Source organism: Burkholderia anthina (assembly GCF_001547525.1).
GTDB lineage: Bacteria > Pseudomonadota > Gammaproteobacteria > Burkholderiales > Burkholderiaceae > Burkholderia > Burkholderia semiarida.
On record NZ_CM003768.1, the window covers coordinates 3,332,014 to 3,358,129 of the forward strand.

Genomic DNA, 26,116 nt, shown 5'->3' on the forward strand with positions numbered 1-26,116 from the left:
CAAATGCGGGCCTATTGTAGCGGCTCGCGCGCTGGCAGGGCAGCGGGCATCCCCCACAATACGTTGCACGGGGCCGGATCGCGCGCGCAAGCGTCGGGTTCGGCCGACGGCATCAAGGAAAGGAGCGAACGATGAAACACCACGACCAGGTCGCCGACGCGTTCGGCACGACGGCCGCCGCCTATCTGACGAGCACGGTCCATGCGACGGGCGCCGACCTGCGGGCGCTCGCCGACGCGGTGAGCGCGACGCCCGACGCCGCGGTGCTCGACCTCGGTTGCGGTGCCGGCCACGCGAGCTTCGCGGTCGCGCCGCACGTGCGCGAGGTGGTCGCGTACGATCTCGCCGCGCCGATGCTTGCGACCGTCGATGCGGCCGCGCGCGAGCGCGGGCTCGCGAACATCCGCACGCAGCAGGGCCCGGCCGAGCGGCTGCCGTTCGACACCGCGACGTTCGACTGGGTCGTGAGCCGGATGAGCGCGCACCACTGGCACGACCTGCGCGCGGCGCTCGCCGAGGTGCGCCGCGTGCTGAAGCCGGGCGGCCGCGTGCTGATGATCGACATCGCGGGCAACGACCATCCGCTCCTGGATACGTACCTGCAGGCCGCGGAAGTGCTGCGCGACGCGTCGCACGTGCGCGACTACCGCGCGGACGAATGGCTGGCGATGTTCCGCGCAGCCGGTTTCGACGCGCGGGTGCACAGCCGCTGGCGTCTGCCGATCGATTTCGATACGTGGGTCGCGCGCATCCGCACGCCGGCCGACAGTGTCGCCGGCATCCGCGCGCTGTGGGCGCATGCGCCGGACGAGGTGCGCGGCTACTACGCGGTGCAGGCCGACGGTTCGTTCGAGCACGATGCGTTGCTGATCGACGCGCACTGAGCGGGCGGCGCGCGCCGCGCCGTTTCGCGATCGCATGAAAAAAGTCGCGATACGCACGAACGCGTATCGCGGCTTTCGTTATCCCGGCCGGCGCGAAACCGCGCCCGCGCCGCCCGCGGATCAGCCGGTGTTGCGCAGGCCGGCCGCGATTCCGTTGATCGTCAGGTGAATCCCGCGGCGCAGCCGCGCGTTCGTGTCGCCCGCGCGGTGACGCTTGATCAGCTCGACCTGCAGGTGGTTCAGCGGATCGAGATACGGGAAGCGGTTCTTGATCGAGCGCGCGAGCAGCGGGTTGGTCGCGAGGCGGCCTTCGTGCCCGGTGATTTCCGCGAGCGCCCGCGACGTGCGCTCCCATTCCGCGACGATCCGCTCGAACACGTGCTTGCGCAGCTTGCGATCGGGCACGAGCTGCGCATAGCGCGACGCGACCGCGAGATCCGTCTTCGCGAGCACCATGTCCATGTTCGACAGCAGGTTCGAGAAGAACGGCCAGGTCTTGTTCATCTTCTTCAGCAGCGTGACGCGTTTCGCGCGTTCGGCGTCGTCCCCGGCGCCGTCGAGATACGCGCTCACCGCGCTGCCGAAGCCGTACCAGCCGGTCAGCAGCAGCCGGCACTGGCCCCACGAGAAGCCCCACGGAATCGCGCGCAGATCCTCGATCTTGCGCTGCTTCGGATCCTGCAGCTTGCGCGACGCCGGGCGGCTGCCGATATTCAGCTCGGCGATCTCGGTGATCGGCGTCGACGAGAAGAAGTAATCGGTGAAGCCCGGCGTTTCGTAGACGAGTGCGCGGTACGCGGCCATCGCCGAGTCGGACAGCGTCTGCATCGCGGCCTCGAACGCGGGCAACTGCGCCGGTGCGTTCGACTGCGGCAGCAGCGACGCCTCGAGCGTCGCGGCGACGACCGTCTCGAGGTTGCGCCGGCCGATCGACGGGTTCGAGAACTTGCTCGCGATCACCTCGCCCTGTTCGGTCAGGCGGATCTGGCCGTTGACGGTGCCCGGCGGCTGCGACAGGATCGCCTGGTAGGTCGGGCCGCCTCCGCGGCCGACCGTGCCGCCGCGCCCGTGGAACAGCCGCAGCGTGATCTTGCGCTCGCGGAACAGGTCGACGAGCGCGAGTTCCGCGCGATACAGCTCCCAGTTCGACGTGAGGAAGCCGCCGTCCTTGTTGCTGTCCGAGTAGCCGAGCATCACTTCCTGCTCGGCGCCCTGGTGCGCGATCAGCGCGTCGATGCCCGGCAGCGCGAAGTAGTCGCGCATGATGCGCGACGCGTCGCGCAGGTCGGGGATCGTCTCGAACAGCGGGATCACCATCAGGCTGTTCTTCGCGTCGCTGCCCGGCACGCCGAGCGTGCCTTCGAGCAGGCCCGTCTCCTTCTGCAGCAGCAGGACTTCGACGAGGTCGCTGACGGTTTCCGTATGCGAAATGATGTAGTTGCGCACCGCACGCGCGCCGAATTGCGCGCGGACCTCGCGCGCCTTCTCGAACACGCCGAGTTCGCTTTGCGCGAGCGCCGAGTATTCGATGTACGGCGAGCGCAGCGGGCGCGGATCGGCGAGCGCGGCGAGCAGCACGCGCAGCTTGTCTTCCTCGGCGAGCGCCGCATAGTCGGCCTCGACGCCCGCGCGCGCGAACAGCTCGGCGACCACCGCCTCGTGGATGTCGGAACTCTGGCGCAGGTCGATGCTCGCGAGATGGAAGCCGAACACTTCGGCCGCGCGCACGAGCGGCGCGAGGCGCGGCGCGGCGAGCGACGCGCCGTGGTGTTCTTCGAGCGACGCGGTCAGCACCTTCAGGTCGGCGACGAACGCTTCCGAATCTTCATACGGGACCGCACGCACGGGCGGCGCGCCGCGGCCGGCGCTGCGCACCGGCACCGTACCTTCGCCGAGACGCACGCGCGCGCTCGCGGCGAGCCGCGTATAGATGCCGATCAGTGCGCGGCGATACGGTTCGTCGACGCGGTGCGGCGACTGGTCGGGCGACGCGGCCGCGAGCGCCTTCACCGCGTCGTTCGCGCCGACCAGCAGGTTCGACACCGACAGCTCGGCGCCCAGCTTGTGCACCTGTTCCAGATAGTGTTCGAGGATCACCGCGGCCTGGCGGTTGATCGCCTCGTCGAGCGTCGCGGCCGTCACGTTCGGGTTGCCGTCGCGGTCGCCGCCGATCCAGCTGCCCATCTGGAAGAACGCGGGCACGCGGGCCGACAGGCCGTGCTCGGCGAGCGCGGCCTCGATGTCGCCGTACAGCGCGGGCAGTTCGTCGAGGAACGTCGCGCGGTAGTACGACAGCGCGTTCTCGATCTCGTCGCCGACCGTCAGGCGCGCGTCGCGCAGCATGCGCGTCTGCCACAGCGCGGTCACGCGCGCGCGCAGCATCGCCTCGTTGTACTGGCGCTCGCGCGCGGTCAGCTCCTGGTCGCGCTCGGCGAGCAGGCGCGCGATGTCGTGCTGCGCGTCGAGGATGCTCTTGCGCTGCACTTCGGTCGGATGCGCGGTCAGCACCGGCACGATCAGCGCATCGTCGAAGAAGCGCTGCAGCAGGCGCTTCGACGCGTTGCCGGTGGTTTTCAGCTGGTCGAGCGCGTACGCGACCGTGCCGGGCTGCGGCGCGGAGCCGGCCAGCGCGTGGATGCGGCGGCGGCGGTTGTGGTGGCGGTCTTCCGCGATGTTCGCGAGGTGCGAGAAATAGCTGAACGCGCGTACGACGCTCACCGTCTGCTCCGGCGTCAGCTTGCGCAGCTTCTTCTCGAGCGTCTGCGCGGCTTCGCTGTCGTCCTCGCGGCGGAACTTGACCGCGGTCTGGCGGATCGTCTCGACGACGTCGAACACCGTATCGCCTTCCTGTTCGCGCACGACGTCGCCGAGCAGGCGGCCGAGGAAGCGGATGTCCTCGAACAGCGGGCGGTCCTTGTCGTCGCGCGCGCGGGTGCCGGCCTTCGGTGCGACGGCGTCGCGGGCCGCGGGGCCGGCGGCTTTCGTCGTGCGTTTTGTCTGACGTATCGCGTCTTTCGGTTTCGTTGCCGTTGGTTTCGTTGCCGCTTTCGCACGGCCGTTCGCGGCGGTGGCGACGGTGTCCGTCGAGGCGTCGGAGGAGGACAGGGCAGCATTGCGGCGCGCCGTACGCGCCGATCCGGAAGACTTCACGATGGGTTTCCTTGGGAAAGCTCGAGTCAAAAGGAACTGCGGAAACTGCGGGAACTGCGGTCAAGCAACCAGCTACGTGCGGCACATCCGCACAACGGCGCCGCGACCCGCACGGAAGCAGGCCGGGCGCAGGCTCCGGGCCCGGGCGGGCCGGAGCGTGCGTGCTACCATTGTTCGATCTTCAATCCCGTCCTTCGATGTTCCAGCAATGAATTCCGAGACCCCCGCGGCCGGGCCGCAACAACCACGACCGCCCGCGACGTTGACGATTGCTTCGCGCGAGAGCCGCCTGGCGATGTGGCAAGCCGAACATGTGCGTGATGCGCTGCGCAAATTATATCCAGCTTGTGACGTGAAAATCCTCGGGATGACGACGCGCGGCGATCAGATTCTCGATCGCACGCTGTCGAAGGTCGGCGGCAAGGGCCTGTTCGTGAAGGAACTGGAAGCCGCGCTGGCCGACGGCCGCGCCGATCTCGCCGTGCATTCGCTGAAGGACGTGCCGATGGCGCTGCCCGACGGCTTCTCGCTCGCCGCGATCATGGCGCGCGAAGACCCGCGCGACGCCTTCGTGTCGAACGACTACGCGTCGCTCGACGCGCTGCCGGCCGGCGCGGTCGTCGGCACGTCGAGCCTGCGCCGCGAAGCGATGCTGCGTTCGCGTTATCCGCATCTCGAGGTCCTGCCGTTGCGCGGCAACCTCGACACGCGCCTCGCGAAGCTCGACCGCGGCGACTACGCGGCGATCATCCTCGCGGCCGCCGGCCTGAAGCGCCTCGGCCTCGAAGCGCGGATCCGCGCGCTGCTCGACGTCGAGGCGAGCCCGCCCGCGGCCGGCCAGGGCGCGCTCGGCATCGAGATCGCCGCGCATCGCGACGACGTCGCCGCGTGGCTCGCGCCGCTGCACGACACGCAGACCGCGCTTGCGGTCGAGGCCGAGCGGATGGTGTCGCGCGCGCTCGGCGGCAGTTGCGAGGTGCCGCTCGCCGCGCACGCGGTGTGGCGCGCGGGCGAGCTGTACCTGACGGGCCGCGTGTCGACCACCGACGGCAAGCGCGTGCTGACGGCCGAGGAGTGCGGCGCGGTCGTGACCGTCGCCGATGCGCTCGCGCTCGGCCGCGCGGTGTCCGACGAACTCGAGGCGCAAGGCGCGCTCGACATCGTCCAGGCGCTGCTCGCGAGCTCGCCGGCCGCGGGCAAGGGCGACGCCTGATGGCGGGCGGCGCGCGCGCGTTCACCGCTGTCCTGACGCGTCCGGACGGGCAGTCCGATGCGCTTGCGTCGCAACTGGCCGACGCCGGCTGCGACGTGCTCGAATTCCCGCTGATCGATATCGCGCCGGTCGACCATCCGGCGCCGCTCGACGCCGCATTCGCGGCGCTGGCCGACTACGCGCTGGTGATTTTCGTGTCGCCGAACGCGATCGACCGCGCGCTCGCGCGGTACGACACGATCTGGCCGAACGCGCTGCCGGTCGGCGTGGTCGGGCCCGGCAGCGTCGCGGCGCTCGCGCGTCACGGCATCGCGGCGCCCGCGCATCGCGTGATCGCGCCGCAAGCGCCGGCCGACGGCGGCGTGCCCCATTACGATTCGGAGAGCCTGTTCGCGAGCCTCGAGGCCGCGTTCGGCGGCGCGCAGGCGCTGGCGGGCAAGCGCGTGCTGATCGTGCGCGGCGACGGCGGGCGCGAATGGCTCGCCGAGCGCCTGCGCGAGGCCGGTGCGGACGTCACGCTCGTCGCGGCCTACCGGCGCGTCGTGCCGGAGCCGCGCGTCGGCGCGTGGGAGCGCGTGCACGCGCTGCTCGACGGCCAGCCGCACGCATGGCTCGTCACGAGCTCGGAAGGCGTGCGCAACCTCCACGAGCTGGCGCGGGCCCATCTGAACGATGCCGAGATCGACGCGCTGAAGCATGCGCCGCTCGTGACGCCGCACCCGCGGATCGAGCAGACCGCGCGCGCATTGGGTTTTGATAGGATTACGCTGACCGGCGCGGGCGATGAGCGCATCGTCCGCGCGTTTCGAACGATGGCCGACGAGGCCGTCCAACCGGCGACAGCCGTACCGGTGACTAAACGCATGACAGATACCAACGATTCCAAAAGCGTCGCTTCCCAGCCGGCCGCTGCATCCGCGCCGCCGTCCAGCCCTCCTTATCTCGCGTCCGAGCCGCGTGCGCGCCGCGGCGGCAGCGCGGTGCTGTGGCTCGTCGTCGTCGTGCTCGGCTGCGCGGCGGGTGTCGGCGGCTACGCGCTGAACCGCAAGATCGACCGGCTCGACGGCACGTTCGCCGCCCGTCAGAAGGCGCTCGACGCGCAAGCGGCCGAAACGCGGACGAAGACCGAGCAGGCGCTCGCCAGCACGCACCAGGTCGACACGCAGCTCGCGCAGCTCGACGGCAAGCTTGCCGATGCGCAGAGCGCACAGCAGGCGCTGCAGCAGCAATACCAGGACCTGTCGCGCAACCGCGATGCGTGGATGCTCGAGGAAGTCGACCAGATGCTGTCGAGCGCGAGCCAGCAGCTTCAACTGACCGGCAACACGCAGCTCGCGCTGATCGCGCTGCAGAACGCCGACGCGCGTCTCGCGACGTCGCAGAGCGCGCAGGCCGTCACGGTGCGCAAGGCGCTCGCGCAGGACATCGAGAAGCTGAAGGCCGCGCCGTCGGCCGATCTCACCGGGCTCGCGATCAAGCTCGACGACGCGATCGCCAGGATCGACGCGCTGCCGCTGTCCGGCGAGGCGATCGTGCCGCACGCGGCGCCGAAGGCCGCGCCGGCCGACGCCGCGTCGTCGGCCGCCGCCGGCGAGCCGCGCTGGAAGGTGTGGTGGCACGGCTTCTCGGCCAGCCTCGGCCAGCAATTGAAGGGCCTCGTGCAGGTGCGCCGGATCGACAACGCGGACGCGATGCTCGCGTCGCCCGACCAGGGCTACTTCGTGCGCGAGAACGTGAAGCTGCGCCTGCTCACCGCGCGGCTGTCGCTGCTCGCGCGCAACGACGGCGCGATGAAGGCCGACCTGCACGCCGCGCAGGCGTCGCTCGCGAAGTATTTCGATCAGGCGTCGAAGGACACGCAGACCGTCGAGGATCTGCTCAAGCAGGTTGACGGCGCAGCGCTGACGGTCGCGGTGCCGAACCTGAACACGAGCCTGAACGCCGTTCAGCAGTTCAAGAGCCGGGGGTAACGATGACGCTTCGAGGAATCGTCTGGCTCGCGATCCTGTTCGCGATCGCCGCGGCGCTCGCCACCGTCGGCCGTTTCGACGCGGGGCAGGTGCTGCTCGTCTATCCGCCGTACCGCGTCGACGTGTCGCTGAACCTGTTCGTGATCGCCATCGTCGTGCTGTTCATCGTCGTGTACGCGCTGCTGCGCATCGTGCGCAACATCTGGCGCATGCCGCAGCGGGTCGCCGCGTATCGGGCGCGTTCGCGCAACGAGAAGGCGCAGGCGTCGCTGCGCGATGCAATCTCGAACCTGTACGCGGGCCGCTTCTCGCGTGCGGAGAAGGCCGCGCGCGAAGCGCTGGCGGTCGACGCGAACCTGGGCGCCGCGAGTCTCGTCGGGGCCACGGCCGCGCACCGCATGCACGAATACACGCGCCGCGACGAGTGGCTGTCGAAGGTCGACGCGCCCGAATGGCAGGATGCACGGCTGCTCGCCGCGGCCGACATGCGCGCGGACGCCCGCGACGCGGACGGCGCGCTCGCCGCGCTGGCCGACATGCAGGCCGGCGGCAAGCGCATTCATGCGCAGCAGGTCGCGCTGCGGGCGCAGCAGCAACTGAAGAACTGGGCCGAGGTGCTGAAGCTCGCGAAGGCGCTCGAAAAGCGCGAGGCGCTGCATCCGGCCGCAGCCGTGCGGCTGCGCCAGCAGGCGGCGGAAAACCTGCTGCGCGAACGCCGGCACGACGCGGACGCGCTGCTCGAGGTATGGCAGTCGCTGTCGACGGTCGAGCGCCAGTCGCCGCGCCTGGCCGATCTCGCGGCCGAGTTGCTCGTGCCGCTCGAACGCCGCAACGAAGCGCGCCGCATCGTCGAGGACGCGCTCGCGCACAACTGGGATGCGCGCCTGCTGCGCCGTTACCCGGACACGGCCGGCGCCGATGCGCTGCCGCTGATCCAGAAGGCCGAGGGCTGGAAGAAGGATCATCCGGAAGACGCCGACCTGCTGTTCGCGCTCGGCAGGCTCTGCCAGCAGCAGCAGCTGTGGGGCAAGGCGCAGTCGTTCCTCGAATCGGCATTGAAGCTGGCTGACAACGAGGCGCTGAAAGTGCGTGCGCATCGTGCGCTCGCCCGCCTGTTCGAGCAGCTCGGCGAAACCGACAAGGCCGCGAAGCACTACCGCGAAAGCGCGCTGGCGATCACCGTGGTCTGATGCGGCGCTGCGGTGCACGCCCCGAATGCCGATCGGCCTTCGGGGCTTTTTTTCGTCCGCCGGGCGGCCGCCGGGACGCACGGTGCCGTCATCCGGCCGGTGCGGGCCTGGCCTGCCCGGAATCGAAACGCCCCGGGCGGCCGGATGATGCCGGCCGTCGGGGCGATCTCGCGAGCACCGGCCATCGACCGGCGTATTCGGTCGTTCGCGGTGCGCCGTTACACGCCGCGCATCACTTGTCGACGAGCCGCTTCGGCACCGACAGCGCAAGCAGCCCGCCGAGCACGAGGAACCCGGCCAGCATGTACATGCCCGCATCGTTGGTGCTCGTCGCCTGCTTGAGCCAGCCCATCAGGTACGGGCTCAGGAAGCCCGCGAGGTTGCCGATCGAGTTGATCATCGCGATGCCGGCGGCGGCTGCCGTGCCGCCGAGGAACGCGGTCGGCAGGCTCCAGAACAGCGGCAGCGTCGTCAGGATGCCGATCGTCGCGAGCGTGAGGCCGAGCATCGCGAGCGCGGTCTGGTGCGCCCAGATCACCGACAGCACGAGGCCGAGCGCGCCGATCGCGGCCGGAATCGCGAGGTGCCAGCGGCGTTCGCGGCGCTTGTCCGCGCTGCGCGCGATCAGGATCATCGCGACCACCGCGGCCGCATAGGGCACCGCCGACAGCAGGCCGATCATGACCGTGTCGGTCACGCCGGTCGCCTTGATGATCGTCGGCAGCCAGAAGCCGACGCCGTAGAGCCCCATCACGAACGAGAAATAGATCAGCGCCATCAGCCAGACACGCGGGCTCGACATCACGGCGCCGAGCGGCAGGTCCTCCTTGGTGGCTTCCTCCGCGTCGACGTTGCGGGCGAGCAGCGCCTTTTCTTCGTCGGTCAGCCACGTCGCCTTCGCGATCCGCTCGTCGAGCGTGAAGAACACGAGCACGCCGGCGAGCACCGACGGAATGCCTTCGAGCAGGAACAGCCATTGCCAGCCGTGCCAGCCGCTCACGCCGTCGAACGCCTTCAGGATGAAGCCCGAGATCGGCCCGCCGATCACGCCGGACAGCGCGACTGCCGTCATGAAGAACGTGGTCATCCGGCCGCGCCGGTGCGCGGGATACCAGTAGGTGAGGTAGAGGATCACGCCGGGGAAGAAGCCCGCTTCGGCGACGCCGAGCAGGAAGCGCATCACGTAGAACATCGCGGGCGTCGTGACGAACATCGTCAGGATCGAGATCACGCCCCACGTCGCCATGATGCGGGCGATCCACACGCGGGCGCCTACCCGGTGCAGGATGATGTTGCTCGGCACCTCGAACAGGAAATAGCCGAAGAAGAAGATGCCGGCGCCGAGCCCGTACACGGTATCGCTGAGGTTCAGGTCGCTCGCCATCTGCAGCTTCGCGAACCCGACGTTCACGCGGTCGAGATACGCAACCACGTAGCACAGCAGCAGGAGCGGCACGAGCCGCCACGACACCTTGCGGTAGGTTGCTTCCTCGAATGCGCCGGACGAGCCCGGCAGCGACTGCGTCGATGTTGCCATGTTGTCTCCTGTCGACCCGGGCTGACGCTTGAGCGGTTACCTGGATCCCATGCTGTGCGGTCGATCGAAGGCCGCGCTCGGGCGCGTGCCTGGATCCGATGCACCGCTGTCCTTGTAATGGGCCGGAGCAGGCGCGGTGGTGCCCGATCCGGTTTCGTGCGAAGCAATGCGGGCTCATCGTATGGCCCGGTGCGACTAGATGCAGCGCCCGCCGTCGACTTCGAGGCACACGCCGGTGATGAATTCGGCTTCGTCGGACGCGAGGTACAGCGCGGCGTTCGCGATGTCCTGCGGCGTCGAGAAGCGGCCGAGCGGAATCGTCGCGAGAAAGCGGCGGCGATTTTCCGGGGTGTCCTCGCAGCCCATGAACTCGGTCATCAGCGCGGTTTCGCCGAGCACCGGGTTGATGCAGTTCACGCGGATGCGGTCGGCGCCGAGCTCGGCCGCGAGCGACTTGCTCGCGGTGATCATCGCGCCCTTCGTGCTGTTGTACCAGACGAGGCCCGGGCGCGGCCGCACGCCGGCCGTCGACGCGACGTTCACGAACACGCCGCCGCCCTGTGCGCGGAAATACGGGACGAAGGTCTGCACGCACCAGAACAGGCTCTTCATGTTGACCGCGTACACGCGGTCGAATTCGGCTTCCGTCACGTCGAGCACGGGCTTGTTGCGGTGCGTGGTGCCCGCGTTGTTCACGACGATCTGCACCGCATGGAAATCGTCGAGCGCGGCCTGCAGCAGCGCGCGCCAGTCGTCCTCCTTCGACACGTCGCCGGCCACCGCGATCGCCTTGCCGCCCGCGAGCGCGATCTCGCTCGCGACGCGCTCGGCCGCCGCGCCGTTGAGATCGTTGACGACGACGTTCGCGCCTTCGCGCGCATAGGTCCTCGCGATGCCTTCGCCGAACCCCGAGCCGCCGCCCGTGACGATGGCCGTCTTGCCGCTCAACCGCATGGTGTGTCTCCTGTGTTTGTCATGAGAGTCGTCGTGTGTCGACCGGCTGCCGTGTGCTGCCGGCCGCCGGTCGTGTGCCGCGTGCCGCGCGTTCAGCCGTGCCGGATCGCGATCGTCTTCAGCGCGGTGAAACCGTACAGCGCCTCGAAACCTTTCTCGCGGCCATGGCCCGAATGGCCGACGCCGCCGAACGGCAGCTCGACGCCGCCGCCCGCGCCATAGTTGTTGATGAACACCTGCCCCGCGCGCAGACGCCGCGCCAGCCGCATCTGGCGTGCGCCGTCGCGTGTCCAGATGCCCGCGACGAGGCCGTACGGCGTGCCGTTGGCGAGCGCGACGGCTTCGTCCTCGTCGACGAAACGCATCGCCGCGAGCACGGGACCGAACACTTCTTCCTGCGCGAGCCGGTGCGACGGCGGCACGTCGCGCAACAGCGCGGGCGCCTGGTAGAAGCCGGTTTCGGGCGCGTCGGCGACGACCTGCCCGTGCGCGGCCATCGGAATGCCGTCGTGCTGTGCGTCGGACAGGAAATCCCACACGCGTTGCTGCTGCTTCGCGTTGATCAGCGGGCCGCAATCGAGATCGGCGCGGCTCGGGCCGACGCGCAGCCCGTTGAACGCGGTGGCGAGGCGCTCGACGAGCGGCTCGTACACCGCGCGCTCGATCAGCACGCGGCTGCCGGCCGAGCAGGTTTGCCCGCCGTTCTGCACGATCGCGGACACGAGCACGGGCAGCGCCGCGTCGAGATCGGCATCGGCGAACACGAGTTGCGGCGACTTGCCGCCGAGTTCGAGCGTGACCGGCACGTGGTTCTCGGCCGCCATCTGCGCGACCAGCTTGCCGGTGGCCGGCGAACCCGTAAACGAGATATGGTCGATGCCAGGATGGCGCGCGAGCGCGGCGCCCGCTTCGTGGCCGTAGCCGGTGACGATGTTGAGCGCGCCGGCCGGCAGCCCGGCCTCGGCGGCCAGCTCGGCGACGCGCAGCACGGACAGGCACGCGTCTTCGGCCGGCTTGACCACGCATGCGTTGCCGGCCGCGAGCGCCGCGCCGACGCTGCGCCCGAAGATCTGCATCGGGTAGTTCCACGGCACGATATGGCCCGTGACCCCGTGCGGCTCGCGCACGGTCAGCACCGTGTAGCCGGCCTGGTAGGGGAGGGTTTCGCCGTGCAGCTTGTCGGCGGCGCCCGCGTAGAACTCGAAGTAGCGCGCGAGCGCGGCTGCATCGGCGCGCGCCTGTTTCAGCGGTTTGCCGGTGTCGCGCGCCTCGATCGCGGCGAGTTCCTCGAGATGGTCGGCCACGCGTGCCGACAGCCGCATCAGCGCGCGGCCGCGTTCGGCGGCGCTCGCGGCGCCCCACGGGCCTGCGAACGCGTCGCGGGCCGCGGCGACTGCGCGCTCGATGTCGGGCGCCGTGCCGCGCGCGATCGTCGCGAACGGCTGGCCGTCGGACGGATCGACGACCGCGATGGTTTCCAGTTGCGCGGGCAACGTCCATTCGCCCGCGATGAAGTGCTTCGCTTCTTCCATGTCTCCTCCTGTCGACCCGAGTTAGCGCTTTAGCGCTTACTCGGGTCCCATGGCGTGGTTGGGTGGAGTTAGCGCTTTAGCGCTTACTTGACCCCACGGCGGTCGACCCAAGCCAGCGCTCCAGCGCCTACGTGGATCCCATGCAAAGCCGTTTGCGCTTCGGCACTTTACCCGGCTTCCGTGCCGTGTGGTCCACGCACACCGCCGCCGGCTCGACGGCCGGACATCCGGAACGATTATCGCGCCGATCGTCATCCGGACGCCACCGGTCGATTGGCTATAATGGCGCATTCCTTTTGGGGGCGCCGCGGCGGTGCATCGGCCGCGGCGCCCTGTCCCGTATTCCCATCGACCTACAGAGAGTGCTCATGAGCTTCAATCATGTTCCGGCCGGCAAGGACCTGCCGCAAGATTTCAACGTGATCATCGAGATTCCCGCGCAAAGCGATCCGGTGAAGTACGAGGCGGACAAGGAACTGGGCCTCCTCGTCGTCGACCGCTTCATCGGCACGGGCATGCGCTACCCGGTGAACTACGGCTACATCCCGCAGACTCTGTCGGGCGATGGCGATCCGGTCGACGTGCTGGTGATCACGCCGTTCCCGCTGCTGGCCGGCTCGATCGTGCGTTCGCGCGTGCTCGGCATGCTGCAGATGACCGACGAGTCGGGCGTCGACGCGAAGCTGGTCGCGGTGCCGCACGACAAGATCTGCCCGATGACGGCGAACCTGAAGACGATCGACGACGTGCCCGAGTACCTGAAAGACCAGATCAAGCACTTCTTCGAGCAATACAAGGCGCTCGAGAAGGGCAAGTGGGTGAAGGTCGAGGGCTGGGCCGGCATCGAAGCCGCGCACAAGGAAATCACCGACGGCGCCGCGAACTACAAGAAGTAAGCGGCGTGCCGGCCGCTGGCCGGTGCGTACGGAGCGCAAACCGCGCGTGTCTCGTCAGGAGGCCGCGCGGTTTTGTTTTGCGCGGGCGGTTTTCGGGCTGGCGGACGCGGAGACAGGCGAGGGCGTGGCCGGTGCTTTCTTCGCGCGTTTCGCGCGGGGCGGGGCAACGGACGGAGCGATCGCTTCGGCGGTTTTCGTGGCCGAGGAACGGCGGCGGGCCGGTGCGGCGGCGTCTTCGCGTGTCTTCGCGGCGGATTTGCCGGCGGCGGCTGGCGCCTTCCCGTTTGACGACGCGGAAGGCGGCTGGCCGGTTTTCTTGACCGGTGTGCCCCGCGCCGAGGTCTTTTCAGCGGCTGCGCCGTCGGTTCTTGCGTATTTCGCGTCCGGCGCGGCTCGATTTGCCTTCGTCGACTTCGACGCTTGTTTGCTCTTCCCAGGTTTCGCCGTGCTCGCGGCCGTTGCAGACCCGACAACTTTCCCGGTCTTCACCTTTTTCCCGGCCACCTGTTCCGTGGCAGCCGTCTTCGCCGCATCGTCGACGTTTTCCGCCTGCCCCTTCTTCCGCCCGCGCGCCGTCGCCTTCGTCCCCGTCGTGTCGCCGCGCTCGTCGAGCGTGATCACCACCGGCACCACCGATTCGAGCGTCCGCAAGCCAGCCGCCAGCTCGCGCTTTTTCGCGGGCGTGAGCCGCTTCACCCAGTATTCGGCGCGCGACGCGCTCGACCGGTCGGGCAGCGGAAACGACGCGAGCACCGCGCGCGGCTTGCGCGAGCGCGTGTAGCGCGCGCCCTTGCCGGACGCGTGTTCGTCGAAGCGCGCGGCGACATCGGTCGTGATGCCCGTGTAGACGCTGTCGTCGGCGCATTCGATCAGATACAGAAACCAGGACATGGCGGGGCGGCGGGATGCGAAGCCGCCAGTGTCTCAGAATTTGCGCGTGCTCCGGTGCGCGACGTGGGGCGATGTGATGCGGCTCGCCGTCAGGTACCGCGCCGGAACGGATCGTGTTCGCGCAGTTCGTCGACGTACGCGTGGATATGCTCGGTCTCGCGTTCGAGAAAGCGCGCGACCGCATCGGAAAACGCCGGATGCGCGAGCCAGTGCGCGGAATGCGTGACGGTGGGAAGGAAGCCGCGCGCGAGCTTGTGCTCACCCTGCGCGCCGCCTTCGAACGTATCGAGCCCGGCCTCGATGCAGAATTCGAGCAACTGGTAGTAGGCCGTTTCGAAATGCAGGCAGGGCACGTGCTCGATCGCGCCCCAGTAGCGGCCGTACAGCGTGCCGCCGCCGTGCTCGCCGCGCCGGTACACCGCGAGCGCGCTCGCGATGGGCTGGCCGTCGGCTTCCGCGATCACGAGCAGCAGGTTCTCGGGCATCGTCGCGCCGATCGTGCGGAAGAAGTCGAGGTTCAGGTACGGGCTCGAATAATGTTCGCGGTACGTCTGCCGATAGCAGCGCGAGAAGAAGCGCCAGTCGGCGTCGGTGATTTGATCGCCGGCGAGCCGCCGGAACGTCACGCCCGCGTCGTGCACCTTGCGCCGTTCCGCGCGGATGTTCTTGCGCTTCTTCTGCTCGAGCGTGCCGAGGAAATCGTCGAAGTGGCGGTAGCCGTCGTTGAGCCAGTGAAACTGCACGCCCTCGCGCAGCATCATGCCCATCGATTCGAGCAGCCGCGCTTCATCGCCGGTCGGGAACAGCACGTGCAGCGACGACACGTCGCTCTGCTCGGCGAACGCGAGCAGCGTGGCCGCGAGCCGGCGGCGCGCGTCGTCGCTGGTGGCGAGCAGCCGCGTGCCCTGCACCGGCGTGAACGGCACCGCGCACAGCAGCTTCGGGTAATAGGGCAGGTTGTTGCGCTGGTACGCGTCGGCCCACGCCCAGTCGAACACGTATTCGCCGTACGAATGCTGTTTCGCGTAGACGGGCGCGGCGGCCGCGAGCCGGCCCGTGTGCGTGTCGGTCAGCGTGACGAAGTGCGGCGACCAGCCGGTGTCGTCCACCGCGCAGCGCGCGACGTGCAGCGCGTCGAGGAATTCGTGGCGCAGGAACGGCGTGGGCTGCGCGTCGCGCGCGAGCAGCGCGTTCCATTCGTCGGCCGGCACCTCGGCGGGGGACGACAGGATGCCCGTGCGATAATCGATGCGTTCGTGTTTCAAGCGTGAATCCGTACCGTTGGATGTTGCCGGTTGCGGGCCGTCGCGGCCCGCGCCCGGATCGATTTCGTCAGCCGTTCAAGGCGCGCCGCCGGGCTGCGCCGCTCCCGCCATGAAGACCCGACTCGCTCTCGCCCAGATCAACGTCACCGTCGGCGATTTCGCCGGCAACGTCGCGCGCATCGTCGCGGCCGCGCGCGCCGCGCACAACGATGGTGCGCAACTGATGGTCGCTCCCGAACTCGCGCTGTCCGGCTATCCGCCGGAAGACCTGCTGCTGCGGCCCGCGTTCTACGCGGCGGCGGCCGCCGCACTCGATGCGCTCGCCGACGCGCTGAAGGCGTTCGACGGGCTCGCGGTGCTGGTCGGGCATCCGTTGCGCGGACCGGGCAGGGGTGCGGGCAGCGGACCGGGCAGCGCGTCAGCCGTCGATGGTAATGCAAACCGCCCGATCGAGCGCGGCGTGCCGCCCACCGATACCTTCAACGCGGTGTCGCTGATCGTCGGCGGCGAGATCGTCGGCACCTACCGCAAGCAGGATCTGCCGAACGCCGAGGTGTTCGACGAGAAGCGCTACTTCGCGACCGATACCGAGCCGCTCGTGTTCGAGCTGAACGGCGTGAAATACGGCGTAATCATCTGCGAGGACGCATGGCATGCGTCGGCCGCGCAGATCGCGAAGGCGGCCGGCGCGCAGGTGCTGCTGATCCCGAACGGCTCGCCGTACCACATGAACAAGGAAGCGGTGCGCATCGACATCCTGCGCGCGCGGATTCGCGAGACCGGGCTGCCGATGGTCTACGTGAACCTCGTCGGCGGCCAGGACGAGCTCGTGTTCGACGGCGGGTCGTTCGTGCTCGACGGCGAGGGCGCGCTCGTCGCGAAGATGCCGCAGTTCGACGAAGGGCACGCGATCGTCGAATTCGACGGCGCGCGGCCGCTGCCCGGCGCGATCGCGCCCGAGCTGTCGACGCACGCGCAGGTGTATCGCGCGCTCGTGACCGGCGTGCGCGACTACATCGGCAAGAACGGCTTTCCCGGCGTGCTGATCGGGCTGTCGGGCGGCGTCGATTCGGCGCTGGTGCTGGCCGTCGCGTGCGATGCGCTCGGGCCCGAGCGCGTGCGCGCGGTGATGATGCCGTCGCGCTTCACGGCCGACATCTCGACCACCGATGCGGCGGAGATGGCGCGGCGCGTCGGCGTGCGTTACGACGAGATCGCGATCGCGCCGATGTTCGATGCCTTCCGCGCCGCGCTTGCCGACGAGTTCGCGGGCCGCCCCGAAGACGCGACGGAGGAGAACATCCAGGCGCGCATCCGCGGCACGCTGCTGATGGCGCTGTCGAACAAGTTCGGCTCGATCGTGCTGACGACCGGCAACAAGAGCGAGATGGCGGTCGGGTACTGCACGCTGTACGGCGACATGGCCGGCGGCTTCGCGGTGATCAAGGACATCGCGAAGACGCTCGTGTACCGGCTCTGCCGCTATCGCAACGAAACGACCGACTACGGGCGGCGCGACGTGATCCCCGAGCGCATCCTGACACGCGCGCCGTCGGCCGAGCTGCGCGAGAACCAGACCGACCAGGACAGCCTGCCGCCGTACGACGTGCTCGACGCGATCATGCGGATGTACATGGAAGAAGACCGGCCTCTCGCCGAGATCGTCGCGGCCGGCTACGCGCAGGCCGACGTCGAGCGCGTGACGCGGCTCATCAAGATCAACGAATACAAGCGCCGCCAGGCGCCGATCGGCATCCGCGTCACGCACCGCGCATTCGGGCGCGACTGGCGCTACCCGATCACCTCGCGCTTCACCGAACGGCTCGATTGAGCGGTGCTGGGCCGGATGCGGCCCGCCGGCTTACAATCGGGATCGCGATTTTTCACCCAAACGAGCATTGAGGGACAACCATCATGAAACGCATCACCGCCATCATCAAGCCGTTCAAGCTGGACGAAGTCCGCGAAGCGCTCGCCGAAGTGGGTCTCACGGGCCTGACCGTGACGGAAGTGAAAGGCTTCGGCCGCCAGAAGGGCCATACCGAGCTGTATCGCGGCGCCGAATACGTCGTCGATTTCCTGCCGAAGATGAAGATCGAGGTGGTCGTCGCGGAAGCGCAGGTCGATCAGGTGATCGACGCGGTGATCGGCGCGGCGCGCACCGGCAAGATCGGCGACGGCAAGATCTTCGTATCGGACGTCGAGCGCGTGATCCGCATCCGCACCGGCGAAGAGAACGAAGCGGCCGTCTGAGCGCTGCATTCGGCCAATCAGGTCGATCGGGCCGCGGATCGCACGATTCCGGCCCGCCAATAAAAAACGGTGCGATACCCGGGTGGGTACCGCACCGATACGCGCCTCTCGCAGCAGCGTGGAAAGTGTTGTCGAATCGTTCTCTGGACGGCGCCTGATCAGAACAGGTGCTGGATGCCGGCGTAGACGCCGGTCTGGCTGCCGCCCGGATGCGGGTTGCCCGTCGATACGTCCGTACCGGCCGGATTGGCGTTCAGGCCGAAGTTTGCGTTCTTGCTGTTGCGTACCGTTGCGACCTGCAGATCGAACAGCGTGCGCTTCGAGATGTTGTACGAGCCGCCGACCGTGTAGATGTTCGCGTTGCCGCCGCCGTGGTTCGCGTTCACGTGATACGCGGCAGCGATCAGCGCGGCCGCCGGCGTCGCTTGCCACGTTACGCCGCCCCAGACCTGCTGCGTACCTGTGATTCCGTTGTTCGCGGGCACAATGCCGGTGCCGTCCGCGCGCGATACTTGATACGCCGCCTGCACTTTGAATTGGCCGAGGAACACGTTCACGCCCGCGAAGTATTCACGCGAGTACTGGAACACGTCCGAGAAACGGCCATTGCTGTCGCGCGTTTCGTCGTAGATGCCGCGCAACTGGAACAGCGAGTTCGTATAGGTGACCTGCGCGCCCATTGCACGGCCCGGTGCGTTGGCCGTCGTGTTGCCGTTGAAGCTGGTCGAGTTCGAGAACGAGAACTGGCCGTAGAAGTCGAGGCCGTAGACCGACGGCGACTGGTACGACACGTTGTTGCTGGTCTTGTTCCAGTTGCGGCCGCGCACCAGCGAGGCCGTCGACCAGGCCGACTGGCCGAACGGGTCGAAGTCCCACACGCCGTTGGCGATCGCGAGTTCGCGACCCAGCAGCAGCGTACCGTAGCGGTCGTTCGAGATACCGACGGTCGCGAAACGATCCCAGATCGAGCCGCTCGTGCCGAGGCCGCCGTTCATCGTGTTGAACGCGCCTTCGAGGTGGAACAGGATCTTGTTGCCGCCGCCGATGTCCTCGCTACCCTTCAAGCCCCACAGGCTCGTGCCCCAGTCGCCGCTCTCCGCACGGTAGCGATGGCCGTCCTGCAGGCCGTTCATGTACTCGAGGCCGGCATCCAGGCGGCCATACAGCGTGACGCTGCTCTGCGCGTGCGCCGTCACCACCCCAGCAGCCATCAGCGCGGCCGCGACCAAAGCTTTCTTCATCATCTCCTCCATACCCTGTCAAAAAGTCAACCCAGACTGCACGAGATGCCCGGAGCGCGAGCGCCGGGCAAAAGCGGGATAACCAGGGAGACCTCGTGCAGGGCCGGTAAGCGCGGCACGCGGGCAAGCAGACGGAAAACCGTTGAGCGGTCCCGCGCAGCCGGGTCGGCCTGCGGGGTCTCCTTGTTGTGTCGTGAAGCTAAACTACATTTCACGAACTTCGTTTTGCTACTTTGGTTACTAATTTAGCAAAAATACAATTTTGTGGCGACGGAAATCGTTGTTTGACTAACCGCTGTCGCCAAATTGCCATGCAACACGGTGCGCGACAGGTGTCCCAAGGGTCCTCGATTCCCGGAAAACCCTTGTGCCACAAGGGAAACGTGGTTTCCGCGGGCGTGGGTCAAGGATTGCCACTATTGACGTTGCCAGGGCGCCGGCGTAAGCACGAAAGTCGCGAAATTGGTAAGTATTTCGTAATGATTCGGGCGATTGCCGCCATCGCCGGTCGACGCCGGGAACGCCCGTGCTGCCGCGTGCCGCGCTCAGTCCGGGCTCGGTCGTGCGTCGAGCAACTGCGCGCGAATCCAGCGGTGCGCATCGGTGCGCGCATGTTTCGCGTGCGAGTAGACCTTCACCGTGTAACGCGGGATCTCGAACGGCGCGGGGAAGATGCGGATCGGCGCCGCGTGCCGCAGCGCCTGCGCGGCGCGGTTCGGCACGGTCATCAGGAGTGCCGACTCCGCGATCACGAACGGCGCGGCCAGCACGGTCGGCAATTGCACGGCCACGTGCCGCGCGAGGCCGAGGCGATCGAGCACGTAGTCGACGACGCCGCGCGACTCGTTCCACGGCGTGACGACGACGTGGCGAGCCGCCAGATACTGGTCGAGCGTCAGCCGCCGGCGGATGTCCGGATGCGCGGCGCTCGCGATCACGACGTAGTCGTCGGAGAACCAGTCGAAGTCCTCGATGCCCGGCGCGTCGGCCGCCGATTCCTCGTGGTAGCCGAGCGCGAAGTCGATACGGCCGGCCGCGAGCTCGTCGACGGAAATCTTGCGGTCCGAATGGACGACGCGAATCCGCAGATGCGGCGCCACGTGCTGGATGCGGGCCAGGAACGCCGGCAGTACCGCGAACGCCGTGTAGTCGGTCGCGGCGAACACGAACGTGCGGTCGCTGTGCGCCGGATCGAAGCGGCGCGCGCGGGCGAGCCCCTTCGACATCGCATCGAGCGCGTCGCCGGCCCACGTGGCGATGTCGTCGGCGCGCACGGTCGGCTGCATCTCGTTGCCGAGGCGCACGAACAGCGCATCGCCGATCGCGTCGCGTAGCCGCGCGAGCGCGTGGCTCAACGCCGACGGGCTCAGCGCGAGTTCGTGCGCGGCCGCCGCGACCGACCGGTGGCGGTACAGCGCGTCGAACACGAGCAGCAGGTTCAGGTCGAGGCGGCGCAGATCGGGATGCATCATGTTCAGGTTCGGATGAAGAAACTGCACTTCCTGCAGGCACGGCGCGAACGTAGCATGACGGTTCGAACGGCGCCAGTGCGGTTGCGCGGCGCCGCTTGTCCGTTTCACATCCGGGCCGGAGGAGGGCTCAACCCGTGCAAATCGATATTCGCTCCGCGACCGTCGCCGACGTGCCGCTGATCCTGCGCTTCATCACCGAACTCGCCGTCTACGAGAAGGCCGAGCACGAAGTCGTCGCGACGCCCGAATCGCTCGAACGCAGCCTGTTCGGCCAAGGCTCGCCGGCGCGTGCGCTGATCTGCGAGGTCGACGGCGAGCCGGCCGGGTTCGCCGTGTATTTCTTCTCGTATTCGACGTGGCTCGCGCGGCAGGGGCTGTATCTGGAGGATCTGTACGTGTCGCCGCGTTTTCGCGGCGCCGGTGCGGGGCTGCAATTGCTGAAGGCGCTCGCGCGGGTCGCGGTCGAGTCCGGCTGCGGGCGTTTCGAATGGAGCGTGCTCGACTGGAACGAGCCGGCGATCCGCTTCTACGAGCGCGTCGGCGCGGCGCCGCAGAGCGAATGGGTGCGCTACCGGCTGGCGGGCGACGAGCTGCGCGCGTTCGCCGACGGCGCGCCGGTGAGCGCCGCGTGACGGGTAAACGCAAAACGGGCGCCGCGCGGCGAACCGCGGGGCGCCCGTTCGGGCGTGGCGGGTGACGGGCGTTACTTGAGGCTGCCCGACAGGAACGCGCGCAGGCGCTCGCTCTTCGGATTCGCGAGCACCTCGGCCGGCACGCCTTCCTCCTCGACGCGGCCCTGGTGCAGGAACATCACGTGATTCGACACGTTGCGCGCGAAGCCCATCTCGTGCGTGACGACGATCATCGTGCGGCCTTCCTCGGCGAGCTTCTGCATCACCTTCAGCACCTCGCCGACGAGTTCCGGATCGAGCGCGGAGGTCGGCTCGTCGAACAGCATCACGTCAGGATGCATCGCCAGCGCCCGCGCGATCGCCACGCGCTGCTGCTGGCCGCCCGACAAATGCGACGGATACTGCTTCTCGACGCGCGGCGCGAGGCCGACCTTCTCGAGATACTCGCGCGCACGCTCCTCGGCTTCCTTCTTCGGGATGCCGAGCACGTTCACCGGCGCTTCCATCACGTTCTCGATCACGTTCATGTGCGACCACAGGTTGAAGTGCTGGAACACCATCGACAGCTTGGTGCGCACGCGCTGCAGCTGCTTCGGATCGGCCGCGCGCAGCGCGCCCGTCTTGTCGAGCGCGGTGCGCACTTCCTCGCGATCGACGAAGATGCGGCCCGCGTTCGGCTGCTCGAGGAAGTTGATACAGCGCAGCATCGTGCTCTTGCCGGAGCCGGACGAGCCGATCACGCTGATCACGTCGCCCGAGTTCGCCTTCAGCGACACGCCTTTGAGCACCTCGTTGTCGCCGTACCGCTTGTGGAGATCGTCGACGAAAAGCTTCTGGGTCTGGGAGTTCATCAGTAATCCTGCGAAAACTTACTTGCCTTGCGGGCGCAGATACGCGAGCCAGCGGCGCTCGGCCTGGCGGAACAGCCACACGAGCGTGAACGAGATCACGAGGTAGAGCAGGGCGGCGATGCCGAACGCGTGGAACGACATGTAGGTCGCCGAGTTCACGTCGCGCGCGATCTTCAGGATGTCCGGCACGGTCGCGGTGAAGGCCACCGTCGTCGCGTGCAGCATCAGGATCACTTCGTTGCTGTACAGCGGCAGCGCGCGGCGCAGCGCCGACGGCAGGATCACGCGGCGATACATCGTGAACGGGGACATCCCGTACGCGCGCGCGGCCTCGATCTCGCCGTACGACGTCGCCTTGATCGCGCCCGCGAAGATTTCGGTGGTGTACGCGCAGGTGTTCAGCGTGAACGCGAGCAGCGTGCAGTGCATCCCGTCGCGGAAGAACGCATCGAGCATCGGCGTGCCGCGCACGGCCTGCAGGCTGTAGAGGCCCGTGTAGCAGAGCAGCAGCTGCACGTAGAGCGGCGTGCCGCGGAACACGTACGTGTACAGCCACACGGCGCCCGACAGCCATTTCTTCTTCGACACGCGCGCGACCGCGAGCGGCACCGACAGGCAGAAGCCGAGGCCGATCGACACGACCAGCAGCCACAGCGTGATCGCGACACCGGTGATGCGATAGCCGTCGGTGTACAGATAGTTGCGCCAGTATTCTTGGATGAGTTCGATCATAGGTCAGCCTTGCGGACGCCGGTCGAGTAGCGCTTTTCGAGCCACATCAGCACGAAGTTCGAGATCGTCGTGATGGCGAGGTAGACGGCGCCCGCGATCAGCGTGAAGAAGAAGAACCGCAGCGTGCCCTTGCCGGCGTCCTGCGACGCCTTCACGACGTCGGCCAGGCCGATGATCGACACGAGCGCGGTCGACTTCACGAGCACCTGCCAGTTGTTGCCGATGCCCGGCAGCGCGAAGCGCATCATCTGCGGGAACATGATCCGCGTGAATACCTGCCAGTTCGTCATCCCGTAGGCGCTGCCGGCCTCGAGCTGGCCGCGCGGCACGGACAGGAACGCGCCGCGGAACGTCTCGGTGAAGTACGCGCCGTAGATGAAGCCGAGCACGAGCACGCCGGCGAGGAACGGGTCGATGTCGATCTGGTCCCAGCCGAGCGCGTCGGTCGCCATGTTCAGCCAGATCTGCAGGCTGTAGAACAGCAGCAGCATCAGCACGAGATCGGGAACGCCGCGGATCAGCGTCGTGTAGACGGTGCCGACGCCGTTCGTGACGCGGTTGCGCGACAGCTTCGCGCCGGCGCCGAGCAGCCCCAGCAGGAACGACAGCGCAAGCGAAAGCACCGCCAGTTTGACGGTTTGCCAGGTGCCGGCGAGGATCAGCGGGCCGTAGCCTTGTAGAAACATATGGGGTCCCTGGTGTGGTCCCTGGGGGCGCACGCCGTGCGCCGCGAAAGACGCGCCCGCCAAGCTGCGCGGAACGCCCCGTGCGTATCATGACCGTCCGCCCCGGCAACGGTGCCGGCTCGCCCGTCGCGCGAGCGGCGGGCAAGGGGGCGGGCGGCGCGTGGTTGACTGCCTGTACTGCGCGGACGCGGGGCAGCCCCCGCATCCGCTGCTTCTTCTTGTCCGCGTTCAGCGGGCCGGCGCCGAATAGACGCTGAACGAGAAGTACTTGTGCGACAGCCGGTCGTACGTGCCGTCCTTGTGCATGTCGGCCAGCGCCTGGTTGATCCTGAGCTTCAGGTCGGTATCTTCCTTGCGCAGGCCGATCGCGGTGCCGTCGCCGATCGTCTTCGGATCCTTCACTTCCGGCCCGGCGAACGCGAAGCCCTTGCCGCGCGGCGTGCGCAGGAAGCCGTAGTCGGCCTGCAGTTCGTCCTGCAGCGTCGCGTCGAGGCGGCCCGTGCCGAGATCGGCATAGACCTGGTCCTGGTTCTGGTAAGGAACGATCGTCACGCCCTGCGGTTCCCAGTACGCCTTCGCGTACGATTCCTGCGTCGAACCCTGCTCGACGCCGACGCGCTTGCCTTTCAGCGACGCGACCGTCGGCCGCAGCGGCGAGCCGGCCTTCGCGATCATCCGTGCGGGCGCGTCATACACCTTGTCGGAGAAGTCGATCTGCTCGCGGCGCTTGTCCGTGACCGTCAGCGACGACACGATGACGTCGTACTTCTTCGCTTTCAGCGCCGGGATGATCCCGTCGAGATCCTGCGCCACCCACACGCATTTCACGTTGATCCGCTTGCAGATTTCCTTGGTGAGATCCACGTCGAAACCGACGATCTCGCCGCTCGGCGCGGTCGACTCGAACGGCGGGTAGCTGGCGTCGACGCCGATCCGCACGGTCTTCCACTCCTTCGCGAAGGCGCTGCCCGCCACAAGGGCGAGGGCGGCGCACAGGGCGGCCTTCTTCATTTCCATCCTTCTGTTGCTGACTTTCCGGGGGCGCTCGCGGCCGGTCGGACCGGGCGCCGCGGCGTATTCTAGACGGCCAAAAATCGCCGATAGGCGCTCTGGCGTGGGCGGTCGCCTCGAGGGCGAACGCCAAAAGGGCGGTATTTTACCCGAACGCGATACCCGGAAAACGGCAATCCGGCGCGATCGACCGATTCCTCGATTCGGCTGTTGCGGCAGTCGTGGCATTCGCAACGAATATTCGGGCAATTGGTGGCGTGCTTGCAACAATGAGGTGCATTGGCGGCGGATTGTGGCGCGTTCGGCGTCCCCCTACAGTGGAGGTAAACCCGAACAGAACACCTGCGCCCCCGAGCGTCCACCCCCATGTTCCAGATCCTGCGCGCCGAAGACCGCTGGCACACGCGCCACGGCTGGCTCGAATCGAGTCATAGCTTTTCATCCGCCTGTCGCACCGGGCATGAGCCCGCGCCGGTGCGTCCGCCCGTCGGCGCGTTGTGCGTGCTGAGCGAGGACCTGATCGCGCCGACGCGCGGTTTCGGGATGCAGCCGCGACGCGACGTGGAGATCGTCACTTACGTGCTGGATGGCGTGCTCGCGCACCGCGACAGCCTCGGCTGCGGCGCGATCGTTCGAACCGGCGGCGTCCAGCGGATGAGCGCCGGCACGGGGCTCGTGCACAGCGAAACCAACGCGTCGCGCGACCGGCCGCTGCACCTGTTGCAGATCTGGCTGCAGCCGGCCGGGCGGGGCGGGCGGCCCGATTACGAGGCGCGGCGTTTCGCCGACGACGAGAAGCGCGGCCGGTTGAGGCTCGTCGCGGCGCCCGACGGCGGCGACGGCGCGCTGTCGATGCGGGCGGACGCGCGCATCTTCGCGGGGCTGATCGACGGCGACGAGACGACGGCGTTCGACGTGCCGGCCGGGCGCAGCATCTACGTGCACGTGGCGCGCGGCGAGGTCGAGGTCAACGGCCGCGCGCTGGCGGCCGGCGACGGCGCGCGGATCGGCGGGGCGGACGCGGTGGCGTTCGCGCGCGGCCGGCTGGCCGAGGTGCTGCTGTTCGACGTCGCCTGAAACGAAAAAGGGGACGCAGGCCGATGCCTGCGTCCCCTTCGGCGCCGCGGCGCGACGCGGCCCGCCTGCTTACTGCGCCGGCGCCGACGCGCCCTTGGCGGCCGCGCGATGCTGCTCCCAGCGCGCCTTCATCTTCTCGTGGCGCTGCTCCATGTTCGCGAACTGCTGCTTGAGCGCCGTGCTGACCATCGTCTTCTGCTGGTCGTTCAGTCCGTTGTAGAACGTGAGCCATGCGGCGGACGTCTGCTCGAGCAGTTGCGCGTTCTGTGCCTCGGCCTGCTGGCGCGCCGAATGCATCGCGCTCAGGTCGAGGATCGGCTGGTTCTGCTGCGCCTTGAACTGCTCGCGCATCTGCTCGTGGCTCTTGCGCATCGCGTCACGGTTCTGCTTCATCGTGTTGACGGCCGCCTGCCATTGCTGTTCCTGCGACGCATTGAGCTTCAGCTGGTCGTGCAGTTTCATGATCGCGCCGAACGGGCCGCCTTCATGCTCGCCGTGCATCCGGTGCATGCCGGGGCCGCCCGGCGGCGGCATGTCGTTGGGCTGCGCGGCATGCGCGGTGCCGAATGCGAGAGCGAGCAAGGCGGCGGCCGCGATGGCCACGCGGGAAGTCTTCTTATACATTTCAGAAACTCCTTGAATCCAAAGGGTCCGACGATGCGGTGCCGGGAAAGCCGGG

General features: G+C 68.2%; 22 protein-coding genes. 9 read left to right on the top strand and 13 right to left on the bottom strand.

Annotation, left to right across the window (positions count from 1 at the left end):
• Positions 1-131: 131 nt before the first annotated feature.
• Complete coding sequence (locus WS64_RS15230; protein ID WP_060966791.1) at positions 132-884, top strand: class I SAM-dependent methyltransferase; 753 nt, start codon at positions 132-134, stop codon at positions 882-884.
• 120 nt (positions 885-1,004) lie between these two features.
• Here the strand turns inward: WS64_RS15230 and ppc are convergent, their stop codons facing one another.
• Positions 1,005-4,034 carry a phosphoenolpyruvate carboxylase gene (gene ppc, locus WS64_RS15235; protein ID WP_060966792.1) on the bottom strand — a complete coding sequence of 1,010 codons (3,030 nt, stop codon included), beginning with the start codon at positions 4,032-4,034 and terminating at the stop codon, positions 1,005-1,007.
• A gap of 208 nt (positions 4,035-4,242) precedes the next feature.
• Between ppc and hemC the strand changes: the two genes are divergently transcribed.
• The 3 genes from hemC to WS64_RS15250 are packed head-to-tail and all read left to right on the top strand — an operon-like array spanning position 4,243 to position 8,407.
• Entirely contained in the window at positions 4,243-5,247 is a 1,005-nt protein-coding gene (hemC, locus tag WS64_RS15240) for a hydroxymethylbilane synthase (protein WP_060966793.1), read from the top strand.
• Positions 5,247-7,217: a fused uroporphyrinogen-III synthase HemD/membrane protein HemX gene (gene hemDX / locus WS64_RS15245; RefSeq protein WP_060966794.1), complete on the top strand. Its 1,971-nt coding sequence runs from the start codon at positions 5,247-5,249 to the stop codon at positions 7,215-7,217. Before hemC ends, hemDX begins: the two co-directional genes overlap by 1 nt.
• Positions 7,218-7,219: 2 nt before the next feature.
• On the top strand, positions 7,220-8,407 hold the full coding sequence (locus WS64_RS15250) for a heme biosynthesis protein HemY (RefSeq protein ID WP_059576645.1): 1,188 nt from the start codon (positions 7,220-7,222) through the stop codon (positions 8,405-8,407).
• A gap of 232 nt (positions 8,408-8,639) precedes the next feature.
• On the opposite strand, the gene WS64_RS15255 is transcribed toward WS64_RS15250, so the two are convergent.
• The 3 genes from WS64_RS15255 to WS64_RS15265 all read right to left on the bottom strand — a co-directional run bounded on the left by WS64_RS15255 (position 8,640) and on the right by WS64_RS15265 (position 12,430).
• Positions 8,640-9,944 carry an MFS transporter gene (locus WS64_RS15255; RefSeq protein ID WP_059576642.1) on the bottom strand — a complete coding sequence of 435 codons (1,305 nt, stop codon included), beginning with the start codon at positions 9,942-9,944 and terminating at the stop codon, positions 8,640-8,642.
• A 195-nt stretch (positions 9,945-10,139) separates the two neighbouring features.
• The gene (locus WS64_RS15260) at positions 10,140-10,898 is read right to left on the bottom strand and encodes an SDR family oxidoreductase (RefSeq protein WP_059646342.1); all 759 of its coding nucleotides are present in this window, start codon (positions 10,896-10,898) and stop codon (positions 10,140-10,142) included.
• 92 nt (positions 10,899-10,990) lie between these two features.
• Positions 10,991-12,430 (bottom strand): aldehyde dehydrogenase family protein, encoded by a 1,440-nt coding sequence (locus WS64_RS15265; protein WP_060966795.1) that lies wholly within the window; start codon positions 12,428-12,430, stop codon positions 10,991-10,993.
• Between the two features lie 368 nt (positions 12,431-12,798).
• Here WS64_RS15265 and ppa point away from each other — a divergent pair, with 368 nt between their 5' ends.
• Positions 12,799-13,326, top strand: a complete 528-nt coding sequence (gene ppa, locus WS64_RS15270) for an inorganic diphosphatase (RefSeq protein WP_006489643.1) — start codon at positions 12,799-12,801, stop codon at positions 13,324-13,326.
• A gap of 54 nt (positions 13,327-13,380) precedes the next feature.
• Here ppa and WS64_RS15275 read toward each other — a convergent pair whose 3' ends face one another.
• Both WS64_RS15275 and WS64_RS15280 read right to left on the bottom strand, forming a co-directional pair.
• Positions 13,381-14,217 (bottom strand): GIY-YIG nuclease family protein, encoded by an 837-nt coding sequence (locus WS64_RS15275; RefSeq protein WP_060966796.1) that lies wholly within the window; start codon positions 14,215-14,217, stop codon positions 13,381-13,383.
• Between the two features lie 89 nt (positions 14,218-14,306).
• Entirely contained in the window at positions 14,307-15,482 is a 1,176-nt protein-coding gene (locus tag WS64_RS15280) for a GNAT family N-acetyltransferase (protein WP_060966797.1), read from the bottom strand.
• 109 nt (positions 15,483-15,591) lie between these two features.
• Between WS64_RS15280 and WS64_RS15285 the strand changes: the two genes are divergently transcribed.
• Positions 15,592-17,313, top strand: a complete 1,722-nt coding sequence (locus WS64_RS15285; RefSeq protein WP_060311931.1) for an NAD+ synthase — start codon at positions 15,592-15,594, stop codon at positions 17,311-17,313.
• Between the two features lie 83 nt (positions 17,314-17,396).
• Positions 17,397-17,735 carry a P-II family nitrogen regulator gene (locus WS64_RS15290; protein ID WP_006398637.1) on the top strand — a complete coding sequence of 113 codons (339 nt, stop codon included), beginning with the start codon at positions 17,397-17,399 and terminating at the stop codon, positions 17,733-17,735.
• Positions 17,736-17,893: 158 nt separating this feature from the next.
• On the opposite strand, the gene WS64_RS15295 is transcribed toward WS64_RS15290, so the two are convergent.
• Positions 17,894-18,979 (bottom strand): porin, encoded by a 1,086-nt coding sequence (locus WS64_RS15295; RefSeq protein ID WP_060966981.1) that lies wholly within the window; start codon positions 18,977-18,979, stop codon positions 17,894-17,896.
• A 542-nt stretch (positions 18,980-19,521) separates the two neighbouring features.
• Positions 19,522-20,448 carry a LysR family transcriptional regulator gene (locus WS64_RS15300; protein WP_060966982.1) on the bottom strand — a complete coding sequence of 309 codons (927 nt, stop codon included), beginning with the start codon at positions 20,446-20,448 and terminating at the stop codon, positions 19,522-19,524.
• Between the two features lie 134 nt (positions 20,449-20,582).
• On the opposite strand from WS64_RS15300, the gene WS64_RS15305 reads away from it, so the two are divergent.
• Positions 20,583-21,080, top strand: coding sequence for a GNAT family N-acetyltransferase (locus tag WS64_RS15305; protein ID WP_060966798.1), 498 nt, complete (start codon positions 20,583-20,585; stop codon positions 21,078-21,080).
• Positions 21,081-21,151: 71 nt separating this feature from the next.
• On the opposite strand, the gene WS64_RS15310 is transcribed toward WS64_RS15305, so the two are convergent.
• The 4 genes from WS64_RS15310 to WS64_RS15325 form a co-directional block, all read right to left on the bottom strand.
• Positions 21,152-21,931 (bottom strand): ABC transporter ATP-binding protein, encoded by a 780-nt coding sequence (locus WS64_RS15310; RefSeq protein ID WP_059576624.1) that lies wholly within the window; start codon positions 21,929-21,931, stop codon positions 21,152-21,154.
• Positions 21,932-21,949: 18 nt separating this feature from the next.
• Positions 21,950-22,663 (bottom strand): ABC transporter permease, encoded by a 714-nt coding sequence (locus WS64_RS15315; protein ID WP_059576621.1) that lies wholly within the window; start codon positions 22,661-22,663, stop codon positions 21,950-21,952.
• Positions 22,660-23,349 (bottom strand): ABC transporter permease, encoded by a 690-nt coding sequence (locus WS64_RS15320; protein WP_006489645.1) that lies wholly within the window; start codon positions 23,347-23,349, stop codon positions 22,660-22,662. The genes WS64_RS15315 and WS64_RS15320 overlap by 4 nt, the downstream gene beginning before the upstream one ends.
• Positions 23,350-23,577: 228 nt before the next feature.
• Positions 23,578-24,360: an ABC transporter substrate-binding protein gene (locus WS64_RS15325; protein ID WP_059576902.1), complete on the bottom strand. Its 783-nt coding sequence runs from the start codon at positions 24,358-24,360 to the stop codon at positions 23,578-23,580.
• 366 nt (positions 24,361-24,726) lie between these two features.
• On the opposite strand from WS64_RS15325, the gene WS64_RS15330 reads away from it, so the two are divergent.
• A complete protein-coding gene (locus WS64_RS15330; protein WP_060966799.1) occupies positions 24,727-25,437 on the top strand; it encodes a pirin family protein in 711 nt (236 codons plus the stop codon).
• A 69-nt stretch (positions 25,438-25,506) separates the two neighbouring features.
• Here the strand turns inward: WS64_RS15330 and WS64_RS15335 are convergent, their stop codons facing one another.
• Positions 25,507-26,061 carry a periplasmic heavy metal sensor gene (locus WS64_RS15335; RefSeq protein WP_060966800.1) on the bottom strand — a complete coding sequence of 185 codons (555 nt, stop codon included), beginning with the start codon at positions 26,059-26,061 and terminating at the stop codon, positions 25,507-25,509.
• Positions 26,062-26,116 lie beyond the last annotated feature (55 nt).

Coding starts and splice junctions, on each gene's coding strand:
- WS64_RS15265 (WP_060966795.1), bottom strand. CDS start 12,430: ATGGAAGAAGCGAAGCACTTCATCGCGGGCGAATGGACGTTGCCCGCG.
- WS64_RS15335 (WP_060966800.1), bottom strand. CDS start 26,061: ATGTATAAGAAGACTTCCCGCGTGGCCATCGCGGCCGCCGCCTTGCTC.
- WS64_RS15285 (WP_060311931.1), top strand. CDS start 15,592: ATGAAGACCCGACTCGCTCTCGCCCAGATCAACGTCACCGTCGGCGAT.
- hemC (WP_060966793.1), top strand. CDS start 4,243: ATGAATTCCGAGACCCCCGCGGCCGGGCCGCAACAACCACGACCGCCC.
- WS64_RS15310 (WP_059576624.1), bottom strand. CDS start 21,931: ATGAACTCCCAGACCCAGAAGCTTTTCGTCGACGATCTCCACAAGCGG.
- WS64_RS15320 (WP_006489645.1), bottom strand. CDS start 23,349: ATGTTTCTACAAGGCTACGGCCCGCTGATCCTCGCCGGCACCTGGCAA.
- ppa (WP_006489643.1), top strand. CDS start 12,799: ATGAGCTTCAATCATGTTCCGGCCGGCAAGGACCTGCCGCAAGATTTC.
- WS64_RS15295 (WP_060966981.1), bottom strand. CDS start 18,979: ATGATGAAGAAAGCTTTGGTCGCGGCCGCGCTGATGGCTGCTGGGGTG.
- WS64_RS15300 (WP_060966982.1), bottom strand. CDS start 20,448: ATGATGCATCCCGATCTGCGCCGCCTCGACCTGAACCTGCTGCTCGTG.
- WS64_RS15275 (WP_060966796.1), bottom strand. CDS start 14,217: ATGTCCTGGTTTCTGTATCTGATCGAATGCGCCGACGACAGCGTCTAC.
- WS64_RS15250 (WP_059576645.1), top strand. CDS start 7,220: ATGACGCTTCGAGGAATCGTCTGGCTCGCGATCCTGTTCGCGATCGCC.
- WS64_RS15260 (WP_059646342.1), bottom strand. CDS start 10,898: ATGCGGTTGAGCGGCAAGACGGCCATCGTCACGGGCGGCGGCTCGGGG.
- hemDX (WP_060966794.1), top strand. CDS start 5,247: ATGGCGGGCGGCGCGCGCGCGTTCACCGCTGTCCTGACGCGTCCGGAC.
- WS64_RS15325 (WP_059576902.1), bottom strand. CDS start 24,360: ATGAAGAAGGCCGCCCTGTGCGCCGCCCTCGCCCTTGTGGCGGGCAGC.
- WS64_RS15230 (WP_060966791.1), top strand. CDS start 132: ATGAAACACCACGACCAGGTCGCCGACGCGTTCGGCACGACGGCCGCC.
- WS64_RS15330 (WP_060966799.1), top strand. CDS start 24,727: ATGTTCCAGATCCTGCGCGCCGAAGACCGCTGGCACACGCGCCACGGC.
- WS64_RS15315 (WP_059576621.1), bottom strand. CDS start 22,663: ATGATCGAACTCATCCAAGAATACTGGCGCAACTATCTGTACACCGAC.
- WS64_RS15255 (WP_059576642.1), bottom strand. CDS start 9,944: ATGGCAACATCGACGCAGTCGCTGCCGGGCTCGTCCGGCGCATTCGAG.
- WS64_RS15290 (WP_006398637.1), top strand. CDS start 17,397: ATGAAACGCATCACCGCCATCATCAAGCCGTTCAAGCTGGACGAAGTC.